Source organism: Gordonia sp. NPDC003376 (assembly GCF_053589235.1).
The window spans coordinates 73,414-88,855 of the sequence record NZ_JBSFRM010000022.1 but is presented as its reverse complement, the minus strand read 5'-3'; the positions used below and the strand labels follow the sequence as shown (position 1 = coordinate 88,855).

The following is a 15,442-nucleotide window of genomic DNA, read 5'->3' as shown; positions in this document are numbered from 1 at the left end:
GTTGGGGGCTTCTCTTTGCGTGGGGACCGGGTCCCTGTTGTTTTGCCGAACTAACGAATCGAGATGAACCCCCGCGCACACTCTGCCGAGGCCGGCGACCCGGTGCAGGTGTCCACCCTGCGTACGACCAACGCAGGCCAGGGTTTCCAGGGCTTCTTCCGGCCGCGATGAAGGGGTCGGCGAACAGTTCACCGAATCGTCGCGGGCCCAGTACCCCCGTTCACAGTCTCGGTCAGTAGGCTGTGTCGTCATGGCCGGAGACATCGTCCCCATCGAGCTCGGACTCACGGACGGAAACACCTATACCCTGTGGGCCCCCCGCTGGCGCGAGGGTGACGACGAGTGGGAGGCATTCCTCGGCCTGGACGAGGATCTCTACGTCTTCCCCGGGGTCGCCGAACTGGTCGCGTTCATCCGCACCGACGACGACAACGACCTCGCCGAGCATCCGGCGTGGGAAACGGTCAAGAGCCTCGCGGCCGACGAACTCGTCCCCGACGAGCGACGCACCTACGACCTCGTCGGCGTGCCCGAGCTGGCCGCCGAGGATCCCTCGCCCGAGGTCATCGCCGAGCTCGAGGACGCCCTCGAGATCGTGCGCATCCTCGGCGAGGTGTGCGAGCTGACCGTCATCACCAAGTTCTTCAACGGCAACCCGATCCTGGGTGCGGTCACCACCGGTACCCGCAACTTCGAGGGTCGCGACGGCACCGACCTGTGGGTCCGGATCGGCCGCCTGATCGCCAAGCACTGGGACGACGTGCTCGACGCCATCGACGGCGTGATCAGCACCCCGACCGCCGACGCCGACGCGGTGACCACCGCCGAGGCCGAACTCGAGGCCGCGGCGTCGGCCGAGGACGAGGACGAGCCGGAGGAGGACCTCGACCTGGTCGGTGAGCAGTCCGAGGACGACGAGGACACCGATGAGACCGAGGACGACTCCGACGACGAGGACGACGATCTCGACGACGACGATTTCTGGGCGTCGGTCGGTATCGACCCGATCCGGATCGTGACCGGTGACGGGGAGTACCTGTCGTTGCGCTGCTACCTCGGCGACGACCCGGTGTTCCTCGGTGCGGACGGAAGGATCTTCGTCTTCAGCTCGCCCCGGACGTTGGCGAAGTTCCTGTCCGACGACTCCTCGCACGATCTGGCCCGGGTGTCGACCTTCGAGGAGGTCCAGGTGGCCGCCACCGACGGCTCCCTGGAGTTCGACGTCATCGACGACAACGTCTACGTGCTCCCCGGCCTGGCCGAGGACATCGCCGACGGGCCGCGCCGCATCGACCGCAACCAGCTCGAACTGGCGGTCGAATTGCTCACCGACGCAGCCGATTACGCCGACGACGACTCGGTGAGCGAGGCACTCGGGGCCAACACCCCGCTGGGCTGGTTCGTCGACTACGCGATCAATCCCGATCCCAAGCGGCTGGCACCGAGCGCGCCGTTCGAGAACGAGTCCGAGGCGTGGCGTGCCCTCGTCCACGACTTCGAGGACCGGCTGACCAAGAAGCGCTGACCCGGGTCGTCTACCCGCACATCGAGGTCATCGACGTCCGGGTAGACGACGGGCGAGCGACGCCGCCAGTCCCATCAGCACGGCACCCAGTCCGTAACCCACGGCGACCGCCTCGGTGGCACCGATCCGGGTGACGAGCGCGGCGGCCGTCGCCGCCCCCGCCGCGGCGCAGAGCTGGACGGTCACGAACAGTGACGGCGTGGCGTGGCCGATCCGTTCGGCCGGAACGGTCCGGTAGACACTGGTGAACGACGGCGCGGCCACCGCGCCGAATGACAGACCGAACACGAACACCCCGGCGGCCACCACCGCCACCGGTGGGTCCGACAAGACCATGACCAGTGCGATCCCGGTCGCGATCAGCGCGGCCGTCGACGCCGCAGTGGTGACGATCACCCGTGCGCCGATGCGATCGGACCCCGATCCAGAGGCGGTCATCGAGATGAGGATGCCCACCCCCAGGACGGAGACGAGCAGGCCGGCGCCCAGCGAGTGCAGGCCGTAGCGTTGCTGGGCGAGCAGCGCCAGCCCGACGAGTTGGAAGTACATCAGGAAGCCGACCCCGGCCATCGCGCCGAGGCCGGCCCGGAATCCCGGGATAGCAAGAAGCCGCAGATCGAGCACCGACGGCCGCGATGTCCGCAGGGCCCGCACGGCGTAGGCGGCCAGCCCGAGCGCACCGGCGGCGACGAGCAACACCATCGCGATGTCGTCGGCGACCCGCTCCACACCGAGGAGTAGAGCAGCAAATCCACTGGGCAGCAACACCATTCCGACGAGATCGGGCCGCTGCACATCGTCGTGCACCGGGGTGTCCGGATCGATCAGCACCACCGCGCCGACCAGAACCGCCAGCCCCAGCGGGACGTTGATCCAAAAGATCCACTCCCAGTGGCCCGCACCGGAGAGCGCACCGCCTGCCAGCGGTCCGAGCACCGGCGCCACATTGATCACACCACTGACCGCTCCCATCACACGACCCATCCGCGCCGGTCCGGCCGCGGTCGCGGCGATGGTCAGTGCGGTGGGTTCGAGCAGGCCTCCCCCGAATCCCTGGAACAGCCGGAACGCCACCAGCTGCCCCGCCCCGGTGGCGAACCCGCAGAGTACCGAGCCGATGACGAACAGGGTCAGCGCGGCCAGCAGGGTCCGACGGGCCCCGACCCGGTCGACGACCCACCCCGATAGGGGCATGGTGATCCCCGCTGCCACCAGATAGGCGGCGGTGAACCAGGCAGCGACCTCGATGGTCGACCCGAGATCGGCGGCGATGCTCATCAGCGAGGCGCTCACGATGGTGCCGTCGACGACGGCCATCAGGGCCGCGGTGGCGACCACCACGATCACACGGTTGTCCGGACCGTCCGACGAGGCGGATGCCGAACCGATCTCCCTCAGATCTTCCGTCATGGGAAACAATGGTGAACTACACCGTATAGTTCAGTCAAAGGTCCGAATCAGTCAAGGCGCAACGGTAGGCTGGTTCCCATGCCGACCGAGAAGACCGCGGCGACCTCCCCGCCGCGGCAGACCACCCGCGGCGAGCTCAAACGCGCCTCGATCCTCGACGCCGCGGCCGAGATCTTCGCCGAGATCGGCTACGAGCGCGCCAGCATCGACGCGATCGCCGGCCGCGCCCAGGTGTCCAAACCCACCGTGTACAGCCATTTCGGCAACAAGGAGACGCTGTTCCGGGAGTCCATCGCGAACTCCGCCGCGCAGGTCAACGCCGCATCGCTGGCAGCACTCGGCGAATGGGATCCACAGTGCATCGAATGGCGCGAGGGACTGATCGGACTCGCCGAACAACTCGTCACATGCCAACGCAGTCCCTGCGCGGTGTCACTGAACCAGCAGATCCACGCCGAGATCGGCCGGGACCCACAGATCTACCGGCTGGTCACCGAACGCGTCACCACACCCATCGTCGACGGGCTCGCCGGCCGCCTGGCAATGGTCGGCAACGCCGGACGGCTCCGGATCGACGACCCGGTGCTCGCCGCACGGCAGTTCCTCGCGCTGATCACCGCGGAACTGCCCACCCTCACCGATCTCGGCACCACCGCGATCAGCGACGAGCGCGCCCGTACCGCCGTCCGCCATGGCGTCGAGGTGTTCCTGCGCGCCTACGTGGCCTGATCGGTGCGTGGGCGGACCGCCCCTCCAGCCCCCTCAGCCCTCGAGCAGAACCGCGTACCCGGGCTTGATGATGTTGTCGATGACGGCCAGCCGCTCGTCGAAGTGGATGAACGCCGACTTCATGGCGTTCACCGTGAATCGCTCGAAATCGGCCCAGCCGTATCCGAACTGGTCGGCGAGCTTGGCGAACTCACGACTCATGGTGGTGTCGGACATCAATCGGTTGTCGGTGTTGACCGTCACCCGGAACCGCAGCGTGGCGAGCACGTTGAACGGATGCTCGGCCAGCGATGCCACCGCACCGGTCTGCACATTGGAGCTCGGGCACAATTCGAGTGGAATCCGCTTGTCGCGCACGATGTTCGCGATCAGCCCGAGTTCGGCACCGGGGAACTCGTGGGCGTCGGGACGCGATCCCGGGGCCAGGGTGATGTCGTCGATCACCCGCACCCCGTGCCCGAGCCGGTCGGTACCGCAGAAGCCGATCGCCTCGTGGATCGACGGCAGCCCGAACGCCTCACCCGCATGGATGGTGAACGGCGCACAGTTGGCCCGCATGTACTCGAACGCGTCGAGATGCCGTGACGGCGGGTGTCCGGCCTCGGCGCCGGCGATGTCGAAACCCACCACGCCGCGGTCGCGGTAGCGCACCGCGAGTTCGGCGATCTCACGTGACCGTGCGGCATGGCGCATCGCGGTGACCAGACACCGCACCATGATGGTCCGGCCCGACGCCGCGGCGATCGCCTCACCCTCGGCGAATCCCCGCAGAACGGCCTCCACGACCTCGTCGAGACCCAGTCCGCGCTCGAGGTGCTGTTCCGGCGCGTACCGCACCTCCGCGTACACCACACCGTCGGCCGCGAGGTCCTCGACGCACTCCCGCGCGACACGTTCGAGGGCGTCGACGGTCTGCATCACCCCGACCGTGTGCGCGAAGGTCTCCAGGTACCGCTCGAGCGAACCGCTGTCGGCGGCCTCCCGGAACCAGCGCGCCAGGTCGTCGGCATCGTCGGCCGGCAGCTCCTCGTACCCGCTGTCGCGGGCCAGCTCGAGCACCGTCGACGGGCGCAGGCCGCCGTCGAGGTGATCGTGCAGGAGCACCTTGGGGGCGAGCAACAGGGCGGCGGGATCGAGCGGTGACCGCGGCGGCATCGACGTCATTCCCCGAACCTAACCCGTTCGATCACGCGTGGCGCGGCAACCGGTTCGGATGTCGGGTCGGCAAGTTCGACGGCACCGATCAGGGCCGAACGAGCGGCGTCGAACCGTTCCGGGGTCTGGGTGTGCAGGGTGAACAGCGGGGTTCCCGGGCGCACCTCGTCGCCGGTGACGACGTGCACGTTGACCCCCGCCTCGGCCTGCACGCTCGCCCCCGGGCGGGAGCGTCCGGCGCCGAGTCGCCATGCGGCATCGCCGACGGCCCGGGCGTCGACCCGCCGCACCCGGCCGGCCGTCGTGGCCGTGACGGTGTCGGTGTGGCGGGCGCGCGGCAGCGGCGCGTCGGGATCGCCACCCTGGGCGACGATCATCGCGCGCCAGGTGTCCATCGCACGGCCATCGGCCAGATGCGCGGCCGGATCGGCGTCGGGCCGCCCGGCCAGGCCGAGCATCTCCGCGGCGAGGGCGATGGTCAGCTCCACCACGTCGGCCGGTCCTCCACCGGCGAGCACCTCGACCGACTCGGCCACCTCGACGGCGTTGCCCGCGGCGCGCCCGAGCGGCTGGTCCATGTCGGTCAACAGGGCGCTGGTCGCGACCCCGGCACGCTCACCGAGTTCGACCATGGTGTCGGCCAGTTCCCGGGCTCGCTCGATCTCGGGCAGGAACGCACCCGATCCCACCTTGACATCGAGCACGAGCGCCCCGGTGCCCTCGGCGATCTTCTTGCTCATGATCGAACTCGCCAGCATCGGGATCGACTCGACCGTCCCGGTGACGTCACGCAGTGCGTAGAGCAGCCGGTCGGCCGGGGCCAGGTCGGGGTTGGCCGCACACACCACCGCGCCCACCGACTCCAGTTGCGCCGTCATCGCGTCGATCGGGACGTCGGCACGCCAGCCCGCGATCGCCTCGAGCTTGTCGAGAGTGCCCCCGGTGTGCCCGAGCCCACGTCCGGACAGCTGCGGTACCGCCACCCCGAACGAGGCCACCAGCGGCGCCAGCGGCAAGGTGATCTTGTCGCCCACGCCGCCGGTGGAGTGCTTGTCGACGGTGGCCAGCACCCGTCCGTCGCGACGCAGCCCGGAGAAATCCATCCGCGACCCGCTGTCGATCATCGCCCGGGTCCAGGTGGCGATCTCCCGGCGATCCATCCCCCGCAGCAGGATCGCCATCAGCAGCGCCGACATCTGCTCCGGGGCCATCTCACCCCTGGTGTAGGCGTCCACCGCCCACGCGATCTGTGCGTCGTCGAGGGCGTGTCCGTCCCGTTTGGCGACGATCACCGACACCGGGTCGAGGCTGCCCGCGGTCATCGCCCCTCCCCGATCCGGCCGACCGCGATGTCGTCGGGCCCGAAGGCGTCGGGCAGCAGCGTCGACAGGGGGCGTGGTCCGTCGCGATGGTCGATCAGCAACCCCGGGCCACCGTGTTCGTAGAGCACCTGACGACACCGTCCGCACGGCATCAGGACCTGGCCTCGCGAGTCACACACACTGACCGCCCACAGCCGGCGCCCGCCGCCGGAGACGAGTGCGGCGACGAGTGCGACCTCCGCGCAGATCCCGAGGCCATATGAGACATTCTCCACATTGCATCCGACGACGATGTCACCCTCGTGGGTCACGCCGGCAGCTCCCACCGGGTAGTGCGAATAGCGTGCGTACGCCCGTTCAATCATCGCATTTGCCTTGCCGCGCAAGACCTTCCAATCCACTGTGGCATCCACCTGCAACTCCTGGCATCCTCGAGAGGGCGCATGTCCGTAACCTCACGCGCGCGAGTAAGAATGGTAAGGCAACCCTAAGTCGGAATCTCTTGTCGCCCAAATCTGTTCGGGCAATTTATGACTGCCGACAGCATAGGTTTAAAGTCTCTTGTCATGGGTCCTTGGTGGAGCCTCCAAATGGTGGCCCACTACGTCCATCGACGATGTTGGAGGCCAAATTCGCAATGAGCACCCCGACCGAAACCGCCCCGGAGCCGGTGCGTAAACGATCCCTGTATCGAGGCGACCCAGGAATGTGGTCGTGGGTGCTCCACCGCATCACCGGTGTCACCATCTTCTTCTTCCTGTTCGTCCACGTCCTGGACACCGCGGTGATCCGGGTCGACCCGAACAAGTACACCGAGGTCATCGACACCTACAAGACCCCGCTCATCGGTCTCATGGAGATCGCGCTGGTGGCCGCGGTGCTTTACCACGCATTCAACGGTGTGCGCATCATCCTCGTGGACTTCTGGTCCAAGGGCGCCAAGTACCAGCGCGTGCTGCTGTGGGTGATCCTGACGCTCTTCGTGATCGTCTTCGCCGCCGGCGCGATCCGTCTGCTGCAGATCCTGTTCACCCACTCGCTCTAGGAGATCTCACCGATGACCACCTCTTCGGCGAACATCGCCAAGACACTGGGAACCCAGTACGACCGTCCGGCCAGCCTGGACAATCCGCGCGCTCCCCGTGCCCGCAAGGGCGGCAACTTCGAGAAGTACGCCTGGCTGTTCATGCGCTTCTCGGGCCTCGCCCTGATCATCCTCACCATCGGCCACATGTTCATCATGCTGGCCTGGGACGACGGCGTGCACCGCATCGACGCCTCGTTCGTCGCCGCCCGCTGGAAAGAGCCGTTCTGGCAGGTGTGGGATCTGCTGATGCTCTGGCTGGCCCAGCTGCACGGCGGCAACGGTGTGCGCACCGTCATCGCCGACTACACGCGCAAGGACTCCACCCGGTTCTGGCTGAACGTCCTGCTCGGCATTTCGATGATCATCGTCCTGGTCCTGGGCACCTATGTCCTGCTGACCTTTGACGTCAACAGCGTCGACTGAGACATCCGCGTCGACTGAGGGAGACCAATTCACATGCAGGAACACCGCTACGACGTCGTGATCGTGGGTGCCGGTGGTGCCGGTATGCGTGCCGCCATCGAGGCCGCGCCCCGCGCCCGCACCGCGGTCCTCACCAAGCTCTACCCCACTCGCAGCCACACCGGCGCCGCCCAGGGCGGCATGTGCGCCGCACTGGCGAACGTCGAGGAGGACAACTGGGAGTGGCACACCTTTGACACCGTCAAGGGTGGCGACTACCTCGCCGACCAGGACGCCGTCGAGATCATGGCCAAAGAGGCCATCGACGCCGTGCTGGACCTCGAGAAGATGGGCCTGCCGTTCAACCGGACGCCCGAGGGCAAGATCGACCAGCGGCGCTTCGGCGGGCACACGCGCGACCACGGCAAGTCGCCGGTGCGCCGCGCCTGCTACGCCGCCGACCGCACCGGCCACATGATCCTGCAGACTCTGTACCAGAACTGCGTCAAGCACGACGTCGAGTTCTTCAACGAGTACTACGCGCTGGATCTGTGCCTGAGCGAGAACGAGGCCGGCGAGGCGGTCGCCACCGGAATCGTCGCCTACGAGCTGGCCACCGGCGAACTGCACGTCTTCCACGCCAAGTCGATCATCTTCGCGACCGGCGGCTCGGGACGTATGTACAAGACCACCTCCAACGCCCACACCCTCACCGGTGACGGCATGGGCATCGTGTTCCGCAAGGGACTCCCCTTGGAGGACATGGAGTTCCACCAGTTCCATCCGACCGGTCTGGCCGGCCTGGGCATCCTCATCTCCGAGGCGGTCCGCGGTGAGGGCGGCATCCTACGCAACGTCGACGGCGAGCGCTTCATGGAACGCTACGCCCCCACCATCAAGGACCTCGCACCGCGCGACATCGTGGCCCGGTCGATGGTGCTCGAGGTGCTCGAGGGCCGCGGGGCCGGCCCCAACAAGGACTACGTCTACATCGACGTGACCCACCTCGGCGAGGACGTCCTCAACGAGAAGCTCCCCGACATCACCGAGTTCGCCCGCACCTACCTCGGTGTGGACCCGGTGACCGAGTGGGTGCCGGTGTTCCCGACCTGTCACTACGTGATGGGCGGCATCCCGACCACCATCGAGGGTCAGGTGCTGCGCAACAACACCGAGATCGTGCACGGACTGTACGCCGCCGGCGAGTGCGCCTGCGTGTCGGTGCACGGCGCCAACCGCCTGGGCACCAACTCGCTGCTCGACATCAACGTGTTCGGCCGCCGCTCCGGCATCGCCGCCGCGGACTACGCCAACTCGGTGGACTTCACCGACCTGCCCGAGGCCCCGACCGCGATGGTCGACTCCTGGCTGGAGACCATCCTCTCCGAACACGGCCACGAGCGCGTCGCCGACATCCGCACCGAGCTGCAGGCCTCGATGGACGCCAATGCATCGGTGTTCCGTACCGAGGAGACGCTCAAGCAGGCGCTCAGCGACGTCCACGCCCTCAAGGAGCGCTACAACCACGTCCGCGTCCACGACAAGGGCAAGCGCTTCAACTCCGATCTCCTCGAGGCCATCGAGCTGGGCTTCCTGCTCGAGATGGCCGAGGTCACCGTCGTCGGTGCGCTCAACCGCAAGGAATCGCGCGGCGGACACGCCCGCGAGGACTACCCGACCCGCGATGACGTGAACTTCATGCGCCACACCATGGCGTACAAGAAGGGTGCCGACCTCATCTCGGACATCGAGTTGGACTACAAGCCGGTGATCCAGACCCGCTACGAGCCGATGGAGCGTAAGTACTGATGACAGCGATCATGGACAACCCGGCTCCCGCGTCCGACGAGCCGCCGCTGCCGCCCGTCCCCGCCGAGGCGACGATGGTGACGCTGAAGATCTACCGGTTCAACCCGGAGAACCCCGACGCCCAGGGGTTCGAGAGCTTCCGCGTCCCGGCCCTGCCGACCGACCGCCTGCTCAACCTGCTGCTCTACGTCAAGGGTTACCTCGACGGCACGCTGACCTTCCGCCGCAGTTGCGCCCACGGCGTGTGCGGCTCGGACGCGATGCGGATCAACGGCGTCAACCGCCTGGCCTGCAAGCTCCTGATGAAGGACCTGCTGCCGAAGGACCGGTCCAAGGACATCACCATCACCATCGAGCCCATCAAGGGTCTCCCGGTGGAGAAGGACCTGGTGGTGAACATGGAGCCGTTCTTCGACGCCTACCGGGCGATCAAGCCGTTCCTGATCACCAGTGGCAACGAGCCGACCCGGGAGCGCATCCAGAGCCAGACCGACCGCGCCCGCTTCGACGACACCACCAAGTGCATCCTGTGTGCGTGCTGCACCACGAGCTGCCCGGTGTTCTGGAACGAGGGCAGCTACTACGGCCCCGCCGCGATCGTCAACGCGCACCGCTTCATCTTCGACAGCCGTGACGAGGGTGCCGTGGAGCGTCTGGACATCCTCAACGACATCGACGGTGTGTGGCGCTGCCGCACCACCTTCAACTGCACCGACGCCTGCCCTCGCGGCATCCAGGTCACGCAGGCGATCCAGGAGGTCAAGCGCGCGCTGATGTTCTCGCGCTGACCCATAGTCTCTCTCTGCAGCCCGTTCAAGCCCGTCGCCCGTTCTGGGCGGCGGGCTTGTTCGTGCCCTGTTCCGCCGGTCGACGTCGGTCCTGCGCGGGCCGGATCATGACGAACGGCCGGGTTGCACCGCAACCCGGCCGTTCGGCCGTCGAAGCCCCCTTCAGCTGTCGAAGCCCAGTCCGACCCGGTCCATCACCGACAGCCACAGCCCGCGTCTGCCCTCCCGACGTTCGCTGCGCGCCATGGCGTGGCGCGTCGCGGTGATACCGATCCACTTGAGCGGTTCCGGCGGGAACGGCAGCGGCTTGGACCGCACCATCTCCAGCCGGGTGCGTTCGGTGTCGAGGCCGTCGAGAAGATCCAACGCGGTGGCCGCCGCGAAGTGCGAGGCCCCCACGCCGAGGCCGGTGAACCCCACCGCGGTGACGACCCGGCCGCGGTGCGCGATGTCCCAGAACGCACAGAACCGGGAGCAGGTGTCGATGACCCCGCCCCAGGTGTGCGTGGCCCGGATTCCCTCGAGCTGCGGGAAGAACTGCAGCAGGTGCTCGGCCAGCAGGGCGAATTCGTGCGGCTCGAACTCGTGGCCGCGGTGGCTCGCGGAACCGGCGTGGTACAACGCATCCCAGCCACCGAACAGAATCCGGTTGTCCGCGGTGAGCCGGAAGTAGTGGAATCGCGGCCCCGTGTCGGCCAGTCCTTCGCGTCCGGCCCACCCCACCGAGGCGAGTTGCTCGTCGGTCAGCGGCTCGGTCATCAGCGCGTAGTCCCACACCGGCACCGTGTAGGGGCGTAGCCGTCGCAGCAACGACGGGCTCGCCGAGGTGGCCAGGACCACTTTGTCGGCCACCACGGCACCGTAGCCGGTGTCGGCGCGCATCGCCCCGTCCACCTCACCGAGCGCAGTGACCTCGGTGCCCTCGTAGATGGTCACCCCGAGCCGTTCGGCGGCCTCGGCCAATCCCCAGGCCAGCTTCGCCGGGTCGAGCATGATCACATCGGGGTCGAAGGTGGCGCCCCGGACCATCGGTGAGTTCACCCGTTCGCGGGCCTGTGGTTCGGTCAGCAGCCCGATGTCGGCGCCGAACAGCGTTGCCTGCGAAGCGGTCTCCCGGAGTCCCTCGATCTGCCACGCGAAGTTCGCGATGTCGAGTTCGCCCGTACGCTCGGCGTCGGCCTCGATGCCGAGTCGGTCCATCGCCGCCTCGATCTCGTCGAGGGTCGCGACCCCGAGCCGATGGAGTTCGGCCATCTCGTCGGTGAACCGGTCGACGCCGTTGCCCACTCCGTGGGTGATACTCGCCGCGCAGAACCCGCCGTTGCGACCGGAGGCGTGCTCGGCGATCCGGTCACGCTCGACCAGGACGATCCGGCGTCCGGGATCGCGTTCGGCCGCGGTCACCGCCGACCACAGTCCGGTGAAGCCCCCACCGACGACCAACAGGTCGGCGTCGACCTCGCCGGACAGCCGTGCCCGGGGTGCCGGCCGCCGGCCGCGATCGAGCCAGAACGGGACCGGCGAGGCCTGCGCGACCATCTCCACCGCGCGGGCCCCCGGCGTCCCGGCCCAGCTCACCGGCCACCCCCGGACTCCGCGCCCGACACCGTCGGATCACTGAACACCGTACGATGCCATGGCTTTTCGGCGAGGCCGGTGATGTCGCTCATCACGTGCTTGATGGCGAGATACTCCTCGAGCGAGTACGTCGACATGTCCTTGCCGAATCCCGACGCCCCGACCCCGCCGTGCGGCATCTCACTGATGATCGGGATGTGGTCGTTGATCCAGACGCATCCGGCACGGATATCGCGGGATGCGCGTTGGGCCCGGTACACATCGCGCGTCCACGCCGAGGCCGCCAGGCCGTACATCGTGTCGTTGGCACGCCGGATGGCGTCGTCGTCATCGGTGAACGACGAGACGGTCAGCACCGGCCCGAACACCTCGTCGCGATAGATCTCCGAGGATTCGGCGACGTCGGCGATCAGGGTGGGCGGATAGAACGCACCCGACCCCTCCGGCACCACGCCGCCGGTGACGATCCGCGCCCCCGCCGCGCGGGCACGGTCGACCATCCCCGCCACCTTCGCGCGGTGCGGCATCGAGATCAACGAACCCAGGTCGGTGCCGGGGTCGGTCGGGTCACCCACGACCACCGACCCCATCACCTCCGCCACGCCGGCGACGAAGTCGTCGTAGAGTTCGCGGGCCACGATGGCGCGCGTCGCAGCGGTACAGTCCTGGCCGCCGTTGACGAGTGCGGCTGCCACCGCACCCTGGATCGCGGCGTCGAGATCGGCATCGTCGAAGACGACGAACGGCGCCTTGCCGCCCAGCTCGAGCTGTACCCGCGTACCGTGCCGTGCGGCCTGCGACATCACCGTCCGACCGACCGCGGTGGACCCGGTGAAGGTCACCATGTCCACCCCGGGATGTCCGGCGATCGCGGCGCCGACCTCCGCACCCGTCCCGACGACGATGTTGAGCACACCGTCGGGTACACCTGCCCCGCTCGCCAGTCGGGCCAGGGTCAGCGTGGTCAACGGGGTCAGTTCGGCCGGCTTCAGCACCACCGCACACCCTGCCGCCAGCGCGGGCAGGACCTTCCACACCGCCATCTGCAACGGGTAGTTCCAGGGGGCGATCGATCCGACCACGCCCATCGGCTCACGCCGGATCGACGAGGTGTGGTCTCCGGAGTACTCGGCCGCCGCCTTGCCCTCGAGGTTGCGCGCCGCACCGGCGAAGAACCGCACGTTGTCGATGCTCCCGGGAACGTCGAACTCGCGGGCCAGGCGGATGGGCTTGCCGGTCTGCGACATCTCTTCCTGCGCGAGCTCCTCGGCGTGTGACTCCAGGGCGTCGGCAAGGGCGTGGAGAACGGCCGACCGCTCGGCGGGGGTCACCCGTCCCCAGCCCTGCTGGGCGTGCCGGGCCGATGCGACGGCCTCGTCGACCTGCCCCTCGGTGGCCAGCTGCATCTTCGCGACCGGCTCGCCGGTCGCCGGGTTGATGACGACGTGCTCGGCCCCCGCGCCCGGCGCGGGCGCGCCGTCGACCCAGCAGGCGGTGATCTCAGTTTTCGACACGCCCGAGATCGTACCGACGTGAATACGGATTCGCGACTTGAAGTGGCATTTCGAGTCCGAATTCGTCAGTCCAAGTTGAAAACTACTGCGGATTCCGCCATCATCACCGTGTGTCCGAAACCATCCCCCACCTTGACGACACCGCCAAGAAGATCATCGAGTTGCTGCAGGCGGATGGACGCAGCTCCTATGCCTCCATCGGCAAGGAGGTCGGTCTCTCCGAGGCCGCGGTGCGCAACCGCGTGCAGAAGCTCAGCGAGAGCGGCCTGCTCCAGATCGTGGCGGTCACCGATCCCCTCAAGCTGGGGTTCTCCCGGCAGGCGCTCATCGGGATTCGATGTACCGGAGACACCGAGGCCCTCGCCGCAGCTCTCGCCGAGAACACCGAGATCGACTACGTGGTGCTGACCGCAGGCTCGTTCGACATCATGATCGAGGTCGTGTGCGAGGACGACGACCATCTCCTCGCCATTCTCAATCGCACCGTGCGGACACATCCCGAGGTGACCGCAACCGAGACCCTCGTCTACCTGAAACTTGTGAAACAGCAATACAATTGGGGTACCAGATGACTGCAACAGCACAGCCCGGCCTCGGCGAGCGCGCCAGCGCCCACCTCTGGGGACACTTCTCGCGCCACGGCACGGGAGTCACCCCGCCGGTCATCACCCGCGGTGAGGGGATGCGAATCTTCGACGACCGTGGTCGCAGCTACCTCGACGGGCTCGCCGGCCTGTTCGTGGTGCAGGCCGGGCACGGGCGGACCGAGCTGGCCGAGGCCGCCGCGCGCCAGGCCAAGGAACTCGCCTTCTTCCCGGTCTGGTCCTATGCGACGCCGCCCGCCATCGAACTCGCCGAACGGCTCGCGGCACATGCCCCTGGTGACCTCAATCGGGTCTTTTTCACCACCGGTGGCGGAGAGGCGGTCGAGAGCGCCTGGAAACTGGCCAAGCAGTTCTTCAAGCTGACCGGCAAGCCCATGAAGCACAAGGTGATCTCGCGGTCCATCGCCTATCACGGCACTCCGCAGGGGGCACTGTCGATCACCGGTGTCCCGGCCCTCAAGCAGGTCTTCGAACCGCTGACCCCGGGCGGATTCCGCGCACCGAACACCAACATCTACCGCGCGCCCGACGGGATGGATACCGACCCCAAGAAGTTCGGCCGATGGGCCGCCGACCGGATCGCCGAGGCGATCGAGTTCGAGGGTCCCGACACTGTGGCCGCGGTCTTCCTCGAACCCGTCCAGAATTCAGGCGGGTGCTTCCCTCCTCCTCCCGGGTACTTCGAGCGTGTCCGCGAGATCTGCGACGAGTACGACGTCCTGCTGGTCTCCGACGAGGTGATCTGCGCCTTCGGCCGCATCGGCTCGATGTTCGCGTGCGAGGACTTCGGCTACCAGCCGGACATCATCACCTGCGCCAAGGGCATGACCTCGGGATATTCGCCGATCGGGGCGATGATCGCCGGCGAGCGACTCTTCGAGCCCTTCAACGACGGCTCGACGACGTTCATGCACGGATACACCTTCGGCGGCCATCCGGTGTCGGCGGCGGTCGCGCTGGCCAACCTGGACATCTTCGAACGCGAGGGCCTCAACGATCACGTCAAGACCAACGCCCCGCTGTTCCGGTCGACGCTGGAGAAGCTGCTCGACCTCCCGATCGTCGGTGACGTGCGCGGGGAAGGATACTTCTACGGCATCGAACTGGTGAAGGACAAGGCCACCAAGGAGTCCTTCGACGAGGCGGAATCCGAGCGCATCCTGCGCGGCTTCCTCTCCTCGGCCCTGTTCGAGAACGGGTTGTACTGCCGTGCCGACGATCGCGGCGACCCGGTGGTGCAGCTCGCACCCCCGCTCATCGCGGGCCAGGCGGAGTTCGACGAGATGGAGCAGATCCTGCGGTCGGTGCTGACCGAGGCGTACACCCTGATCTGAGCACGATCACCGCACACCCCCACCGACGAAGGGCCCGGCCGGACGGCCGGGCCCTTCGTCTGTGGGGGGATGTCGCTGTGGGGGGATGTCGCTGTCGGGGGTGTGCGTGTGGGGGCGTGCGTGTGGGGGCGTGCGTGTGGGGGCGTGCGTGTGGGGGCGTGCGTGTGGGGGCGTGCGTGTGGGG

Annotated in this window: 14 protein-coding genes; 8 read left to right on the top strand and 6 right to left on the bottom strand. The window is 67.7% G+C overall.

Going from position 1 to position 15,442, the window contains the following annotated elements; genetic code table 11:
* The first annotated feature begins 250 nt into the window (after positions 1–250).
* The gene (locus tag ACWDUA_RS19735; protein ID WP_449752703.1) at positions 251–1,525 is read left to right on the top strand and encodes a primosomal protein; all 1,275 of its coding nucleotides are present in this window, start codon (positions 251–253) and stop codon (positions 1,523–1,525) included.
* A 27-nt stretch (positions 1,526–1,552) separates the two neighbouring features.
* On the opposite strand, the gene ACWDUA_RS19730 is transcribed toward ACWDUA_RS19735, so the two are convergent.
* Positions 1,553–2,935: an MFS transporter gene (locus ACWDUA_RS19730; protein WP_449752702.1), complete on the bottom strand. Its 1,383-nt coding sequence runs from the start codon at positions 2,933–2,935 to the stop codon at positions 1,553–1,555.
* A gap of 78 nt (positions 2,936–3,013) precedes the next feature.
* Here ACWDUA_RS19730 and ACWDUA_RS19725 point away from each other — a divergent pair, with 78 nt between their 5' ends.
* Complete coding sequence (locus tag ACWDUA_RS19725; RefSeq protein ID WP_449752701.1) at positions 3,014–3,664, top strand: TetR/AcrR family transcriptional regulator; 651 nt, start codon at positions 3,014–3,016, stop codon at positions 3,662–3,664.
* Between the two features lie 33 nt (positions 3,665–3,697).
* Here the strand turns inward: ACWDUA_RS19725 and ACWDUA_RS19720 are convergent, their stop codons facing one another.
* Genes ACWDUA_RS19720 through ACWDUA_RS19710 form a run of 3 tightly spaced genes read right to left on the bottom strand, consistent with a single transcriptional unit; the run spans position 3,698 to position 6,554 of the window.
* Positions 3,698–4,828: an adenosine deaminase gene (locus ACWDUA_RS19720; RefSeq protein WP_449752700.1), complete on the bottom strand. Its 1,131-nt coding sequence runs from the start codon at positions 4,826–4,828 to the stop codon at positions 3,698–3,700.
* Complete coding sequence (locus ACWDUA_RS19715) at positions 4,825–6,141, bottom strand: thymidine phosphorylase (protein WP_449752699.1); 1,317 nt, start codon at positions 6,139–6,141, stop codon at positions 4,825–4,827. The genes ACWDUA_RS19720 and ACWDUA_RS19715 overlap by 4 nt, the downstream gene beginning before the upstream one ends.
* Entirely contained in the window at positions 6,138–6,554 is a 417-nt protein-coding gene (locus ACWDUA_RS19710; RefSeq protein ID WP_449752698.1) for a cytidine deaminase, read from the bottom strand. The genes ACWDUA_RS19715 and ACWDUA_RS19710 overlap by 4 nt, the downstream gene beginning before the upstream one ends.
* A 224-nt stretch (positions 6,555–6,778) precedes the next feature.
* Here ACWDUA_RS19710 and sdhC point away from each other — a divergent pair, with 224 nt between their 5' ends.
* From sdhC to ACWDUA_RS19690, 4 genes are read left to right on the top strand one after another with little or no spacing between them, the layout of a single operon-like run.
* Positions 6,779–7,186, top strand: coding sequence for a succinate dehydrogenase, cytochrome b556 subunit (gene sdhC / locus ACWDUA_RS19705; protein WP_449752697.1), 408 nt, complete (start codon positions 6,779–6,781; stop codon positions 7,184–7,186).
* A 12-nt stretch (positions 7,187–7,198) separates the two neighbouring features.
* Positions 7,199–7,651 (top strand): succinate dehydrogenase hydrophobic membrane anchor subunit, encoded by a 453-nt coding sequence (locus ACWDUA_RS19700; RefSeq protein WP_020793412.1) that lies wholly within the window; start codon positions 7,199–7,201, stop codon positions 7,649–7,651.
* Positions 7,652–7,684: 33 nt separating this feature from the next.
* On the top strand, positions 7,685–9,439 hold the full coding sequence (gene sdhA / locus ACWDUA_RS19695; RefSeq protein WP_449752696.1) for a succinate dehydrogenase flavoprotein subunit: 1,755 nt from the start codon (positions 7,685–7,687) through the stop codon (positions 9,437–9,439).
* Complete coding sequence (locus tag ACWDUA_RS19690; RefSeq protein WP_449752695.1) at positions 9,439–10,227, top strand: succinate dehydrogenase iron-sulfur subunit; 789 nt, start codon at positions 9,439–9,441, stop codon at positions 10,225–10,227. The genes sdhA and ACWDUA_RS19690 overlap by 1 nt, the downstream gene beginning before the upstream one ends.
* 162 nt (positions 10,228–10,389) lie before the next feature.
* Here the strand turns inward: ACWDUA_RS19690 and ACWDUA_RS19685 are convergent, their stop codons facing one another.
* Positions 10,390–11,805: an NAD(P)/FAD-dependent oxidoreductase gene (locus tag ACWDUA_RS19685; RefSeq protein WP_449752694.1), complete on the bottom strand. Its 1,416-nt coding sequence runs from the start codon at positions 11,803–11,805 to the stop codon at positions 10,390–10,392.
* Positions 11,802–13,319: a gamma-aminobutyraldehyde dehydrogenase gene (locus ACWDUA_RS19680; protein WP_449752693.1), complete on the bottom strand. Its 1,518-nt coding sequence runs from the start codon at positions 13,317–13,319 to the stop codon at positions 11,802–11,804. Before ACWDUA_RS19680 ends, ACWDUA_RS19685 begins: the two co-directional genes overlap by 4 nt.
* Positions 13,320–13,429: 110 nt before the next feature.
* On the opposite strand from ACWDUA_RS19680, the gene ACWDUA_RS19675 reads away from it, so the two are divergent.
* Together ACWDUA_RS19675 and ACWDUA_RS19670 are read left to right on the top strand one after the other, a co-directional pair.
* The gene (locus ACWDUA_RS19675; protein ID WP_449752692.1) at positions 13,430–13,891 is read left to right on the top strand and encodes an Lrp/AsnC family transcriptional regulator; all 462 of its coding nucleotides are present in this window, start codon (positions 13,430–13,432) and stop codon (positions 13,889–13,891) included.
* Positions 13,888–15,258 (top strand): aspartate aminotransferase family protein, encoded by a 1,371-nt coding sequence (locus ACWDUA_RS19670; protein ID WP_449752691.1) that lies wholly within the window; start codon positions 13,888–13,890, stop codon positions 15,256–15,258. The genes ACWDUA_RS19675 and ACWDUA_RS19670 overlap by 4 nt, the downstream gene beginning before the upstream one ends.
* Positions 15,259–15,442 lie beyond the last annotated feature (184 nt).

Excerpts from the sequence above, each read along its gene's own strand:
- ACWDUA_RS19735 (WP_449752703.1), top strand. The coding sequence starts at position 251 with ATGGCCGGAGACATCGTCCCCATCGAGCTCGGACTCACGGACGGAAAC.
- ACWDUA_RS19730 (WP_449752702.1), bottom strand. The coding sequence starts at position 2,935 with ATGACGGAAGATCTGAGGGAGATCGGTTCGGCATCCGCCTCGTCGGAC.
- ACWDUA_RS19725 (WP_449752701.1), top strand. The coding sequence starts at position 3,014 with ATGCCGACCGAGAAGACCGCGGCGACCTCCCCGCCGCGGCAGACCACC.
- ACWDUA_RS19720 (WP_449752700.1), bottom strand. The coding sequence starts at position 4,828 with ATGACGTCGATGCCGCCGCGGTCACCGCTCGATCCCGCCGCCCTGTTG.
- ACWDUA_RS19715 (WP_449752699.1), bottom strand. The coding sequence starts at position 6,141 with ATGACCGCGGGCAGCCTCGACCCGGTGTCGGTGATCGTCGCCAAACGG.
- sdhC (WP_449752697.1), top strand. The coding sequence starts at position 6,779 with ATGAGCACCCCGACCGAAACCGCCCCGGAGCCGGTGCGTAAACGATCC.
- ACWDUA_RS19700 (WP_020793412.1), top strand. The coding sequence starts at position 7,199 with ATGACCACCTCTTCGGCGAACATCGCCAAGACACTGGGAACCCAGTAC.
- sdhA (WP_449752696.1), top strand. The coding sequence starts at position 7,685 with ATGCAGGAACACCGCTACGACGTCGTGATCGTGGGTGCCGGTGGTGCC.
- ACWDUA_RS19690 (WP_449752695.1), top strand. The coding sequence starts at position 9,439 with ATGACAGCGATCATGGACAACCCGGCTCCCGCGTCCGACGAGCCGCCG.
- ACWDUA_RS19670 (WP_449752691.1), top strand. The coding sequence starts at position 13,888 with ATGACTGCAACAGCACAGCCCGGCCTCGGCGAGCGCGCCAGCGCCCAC.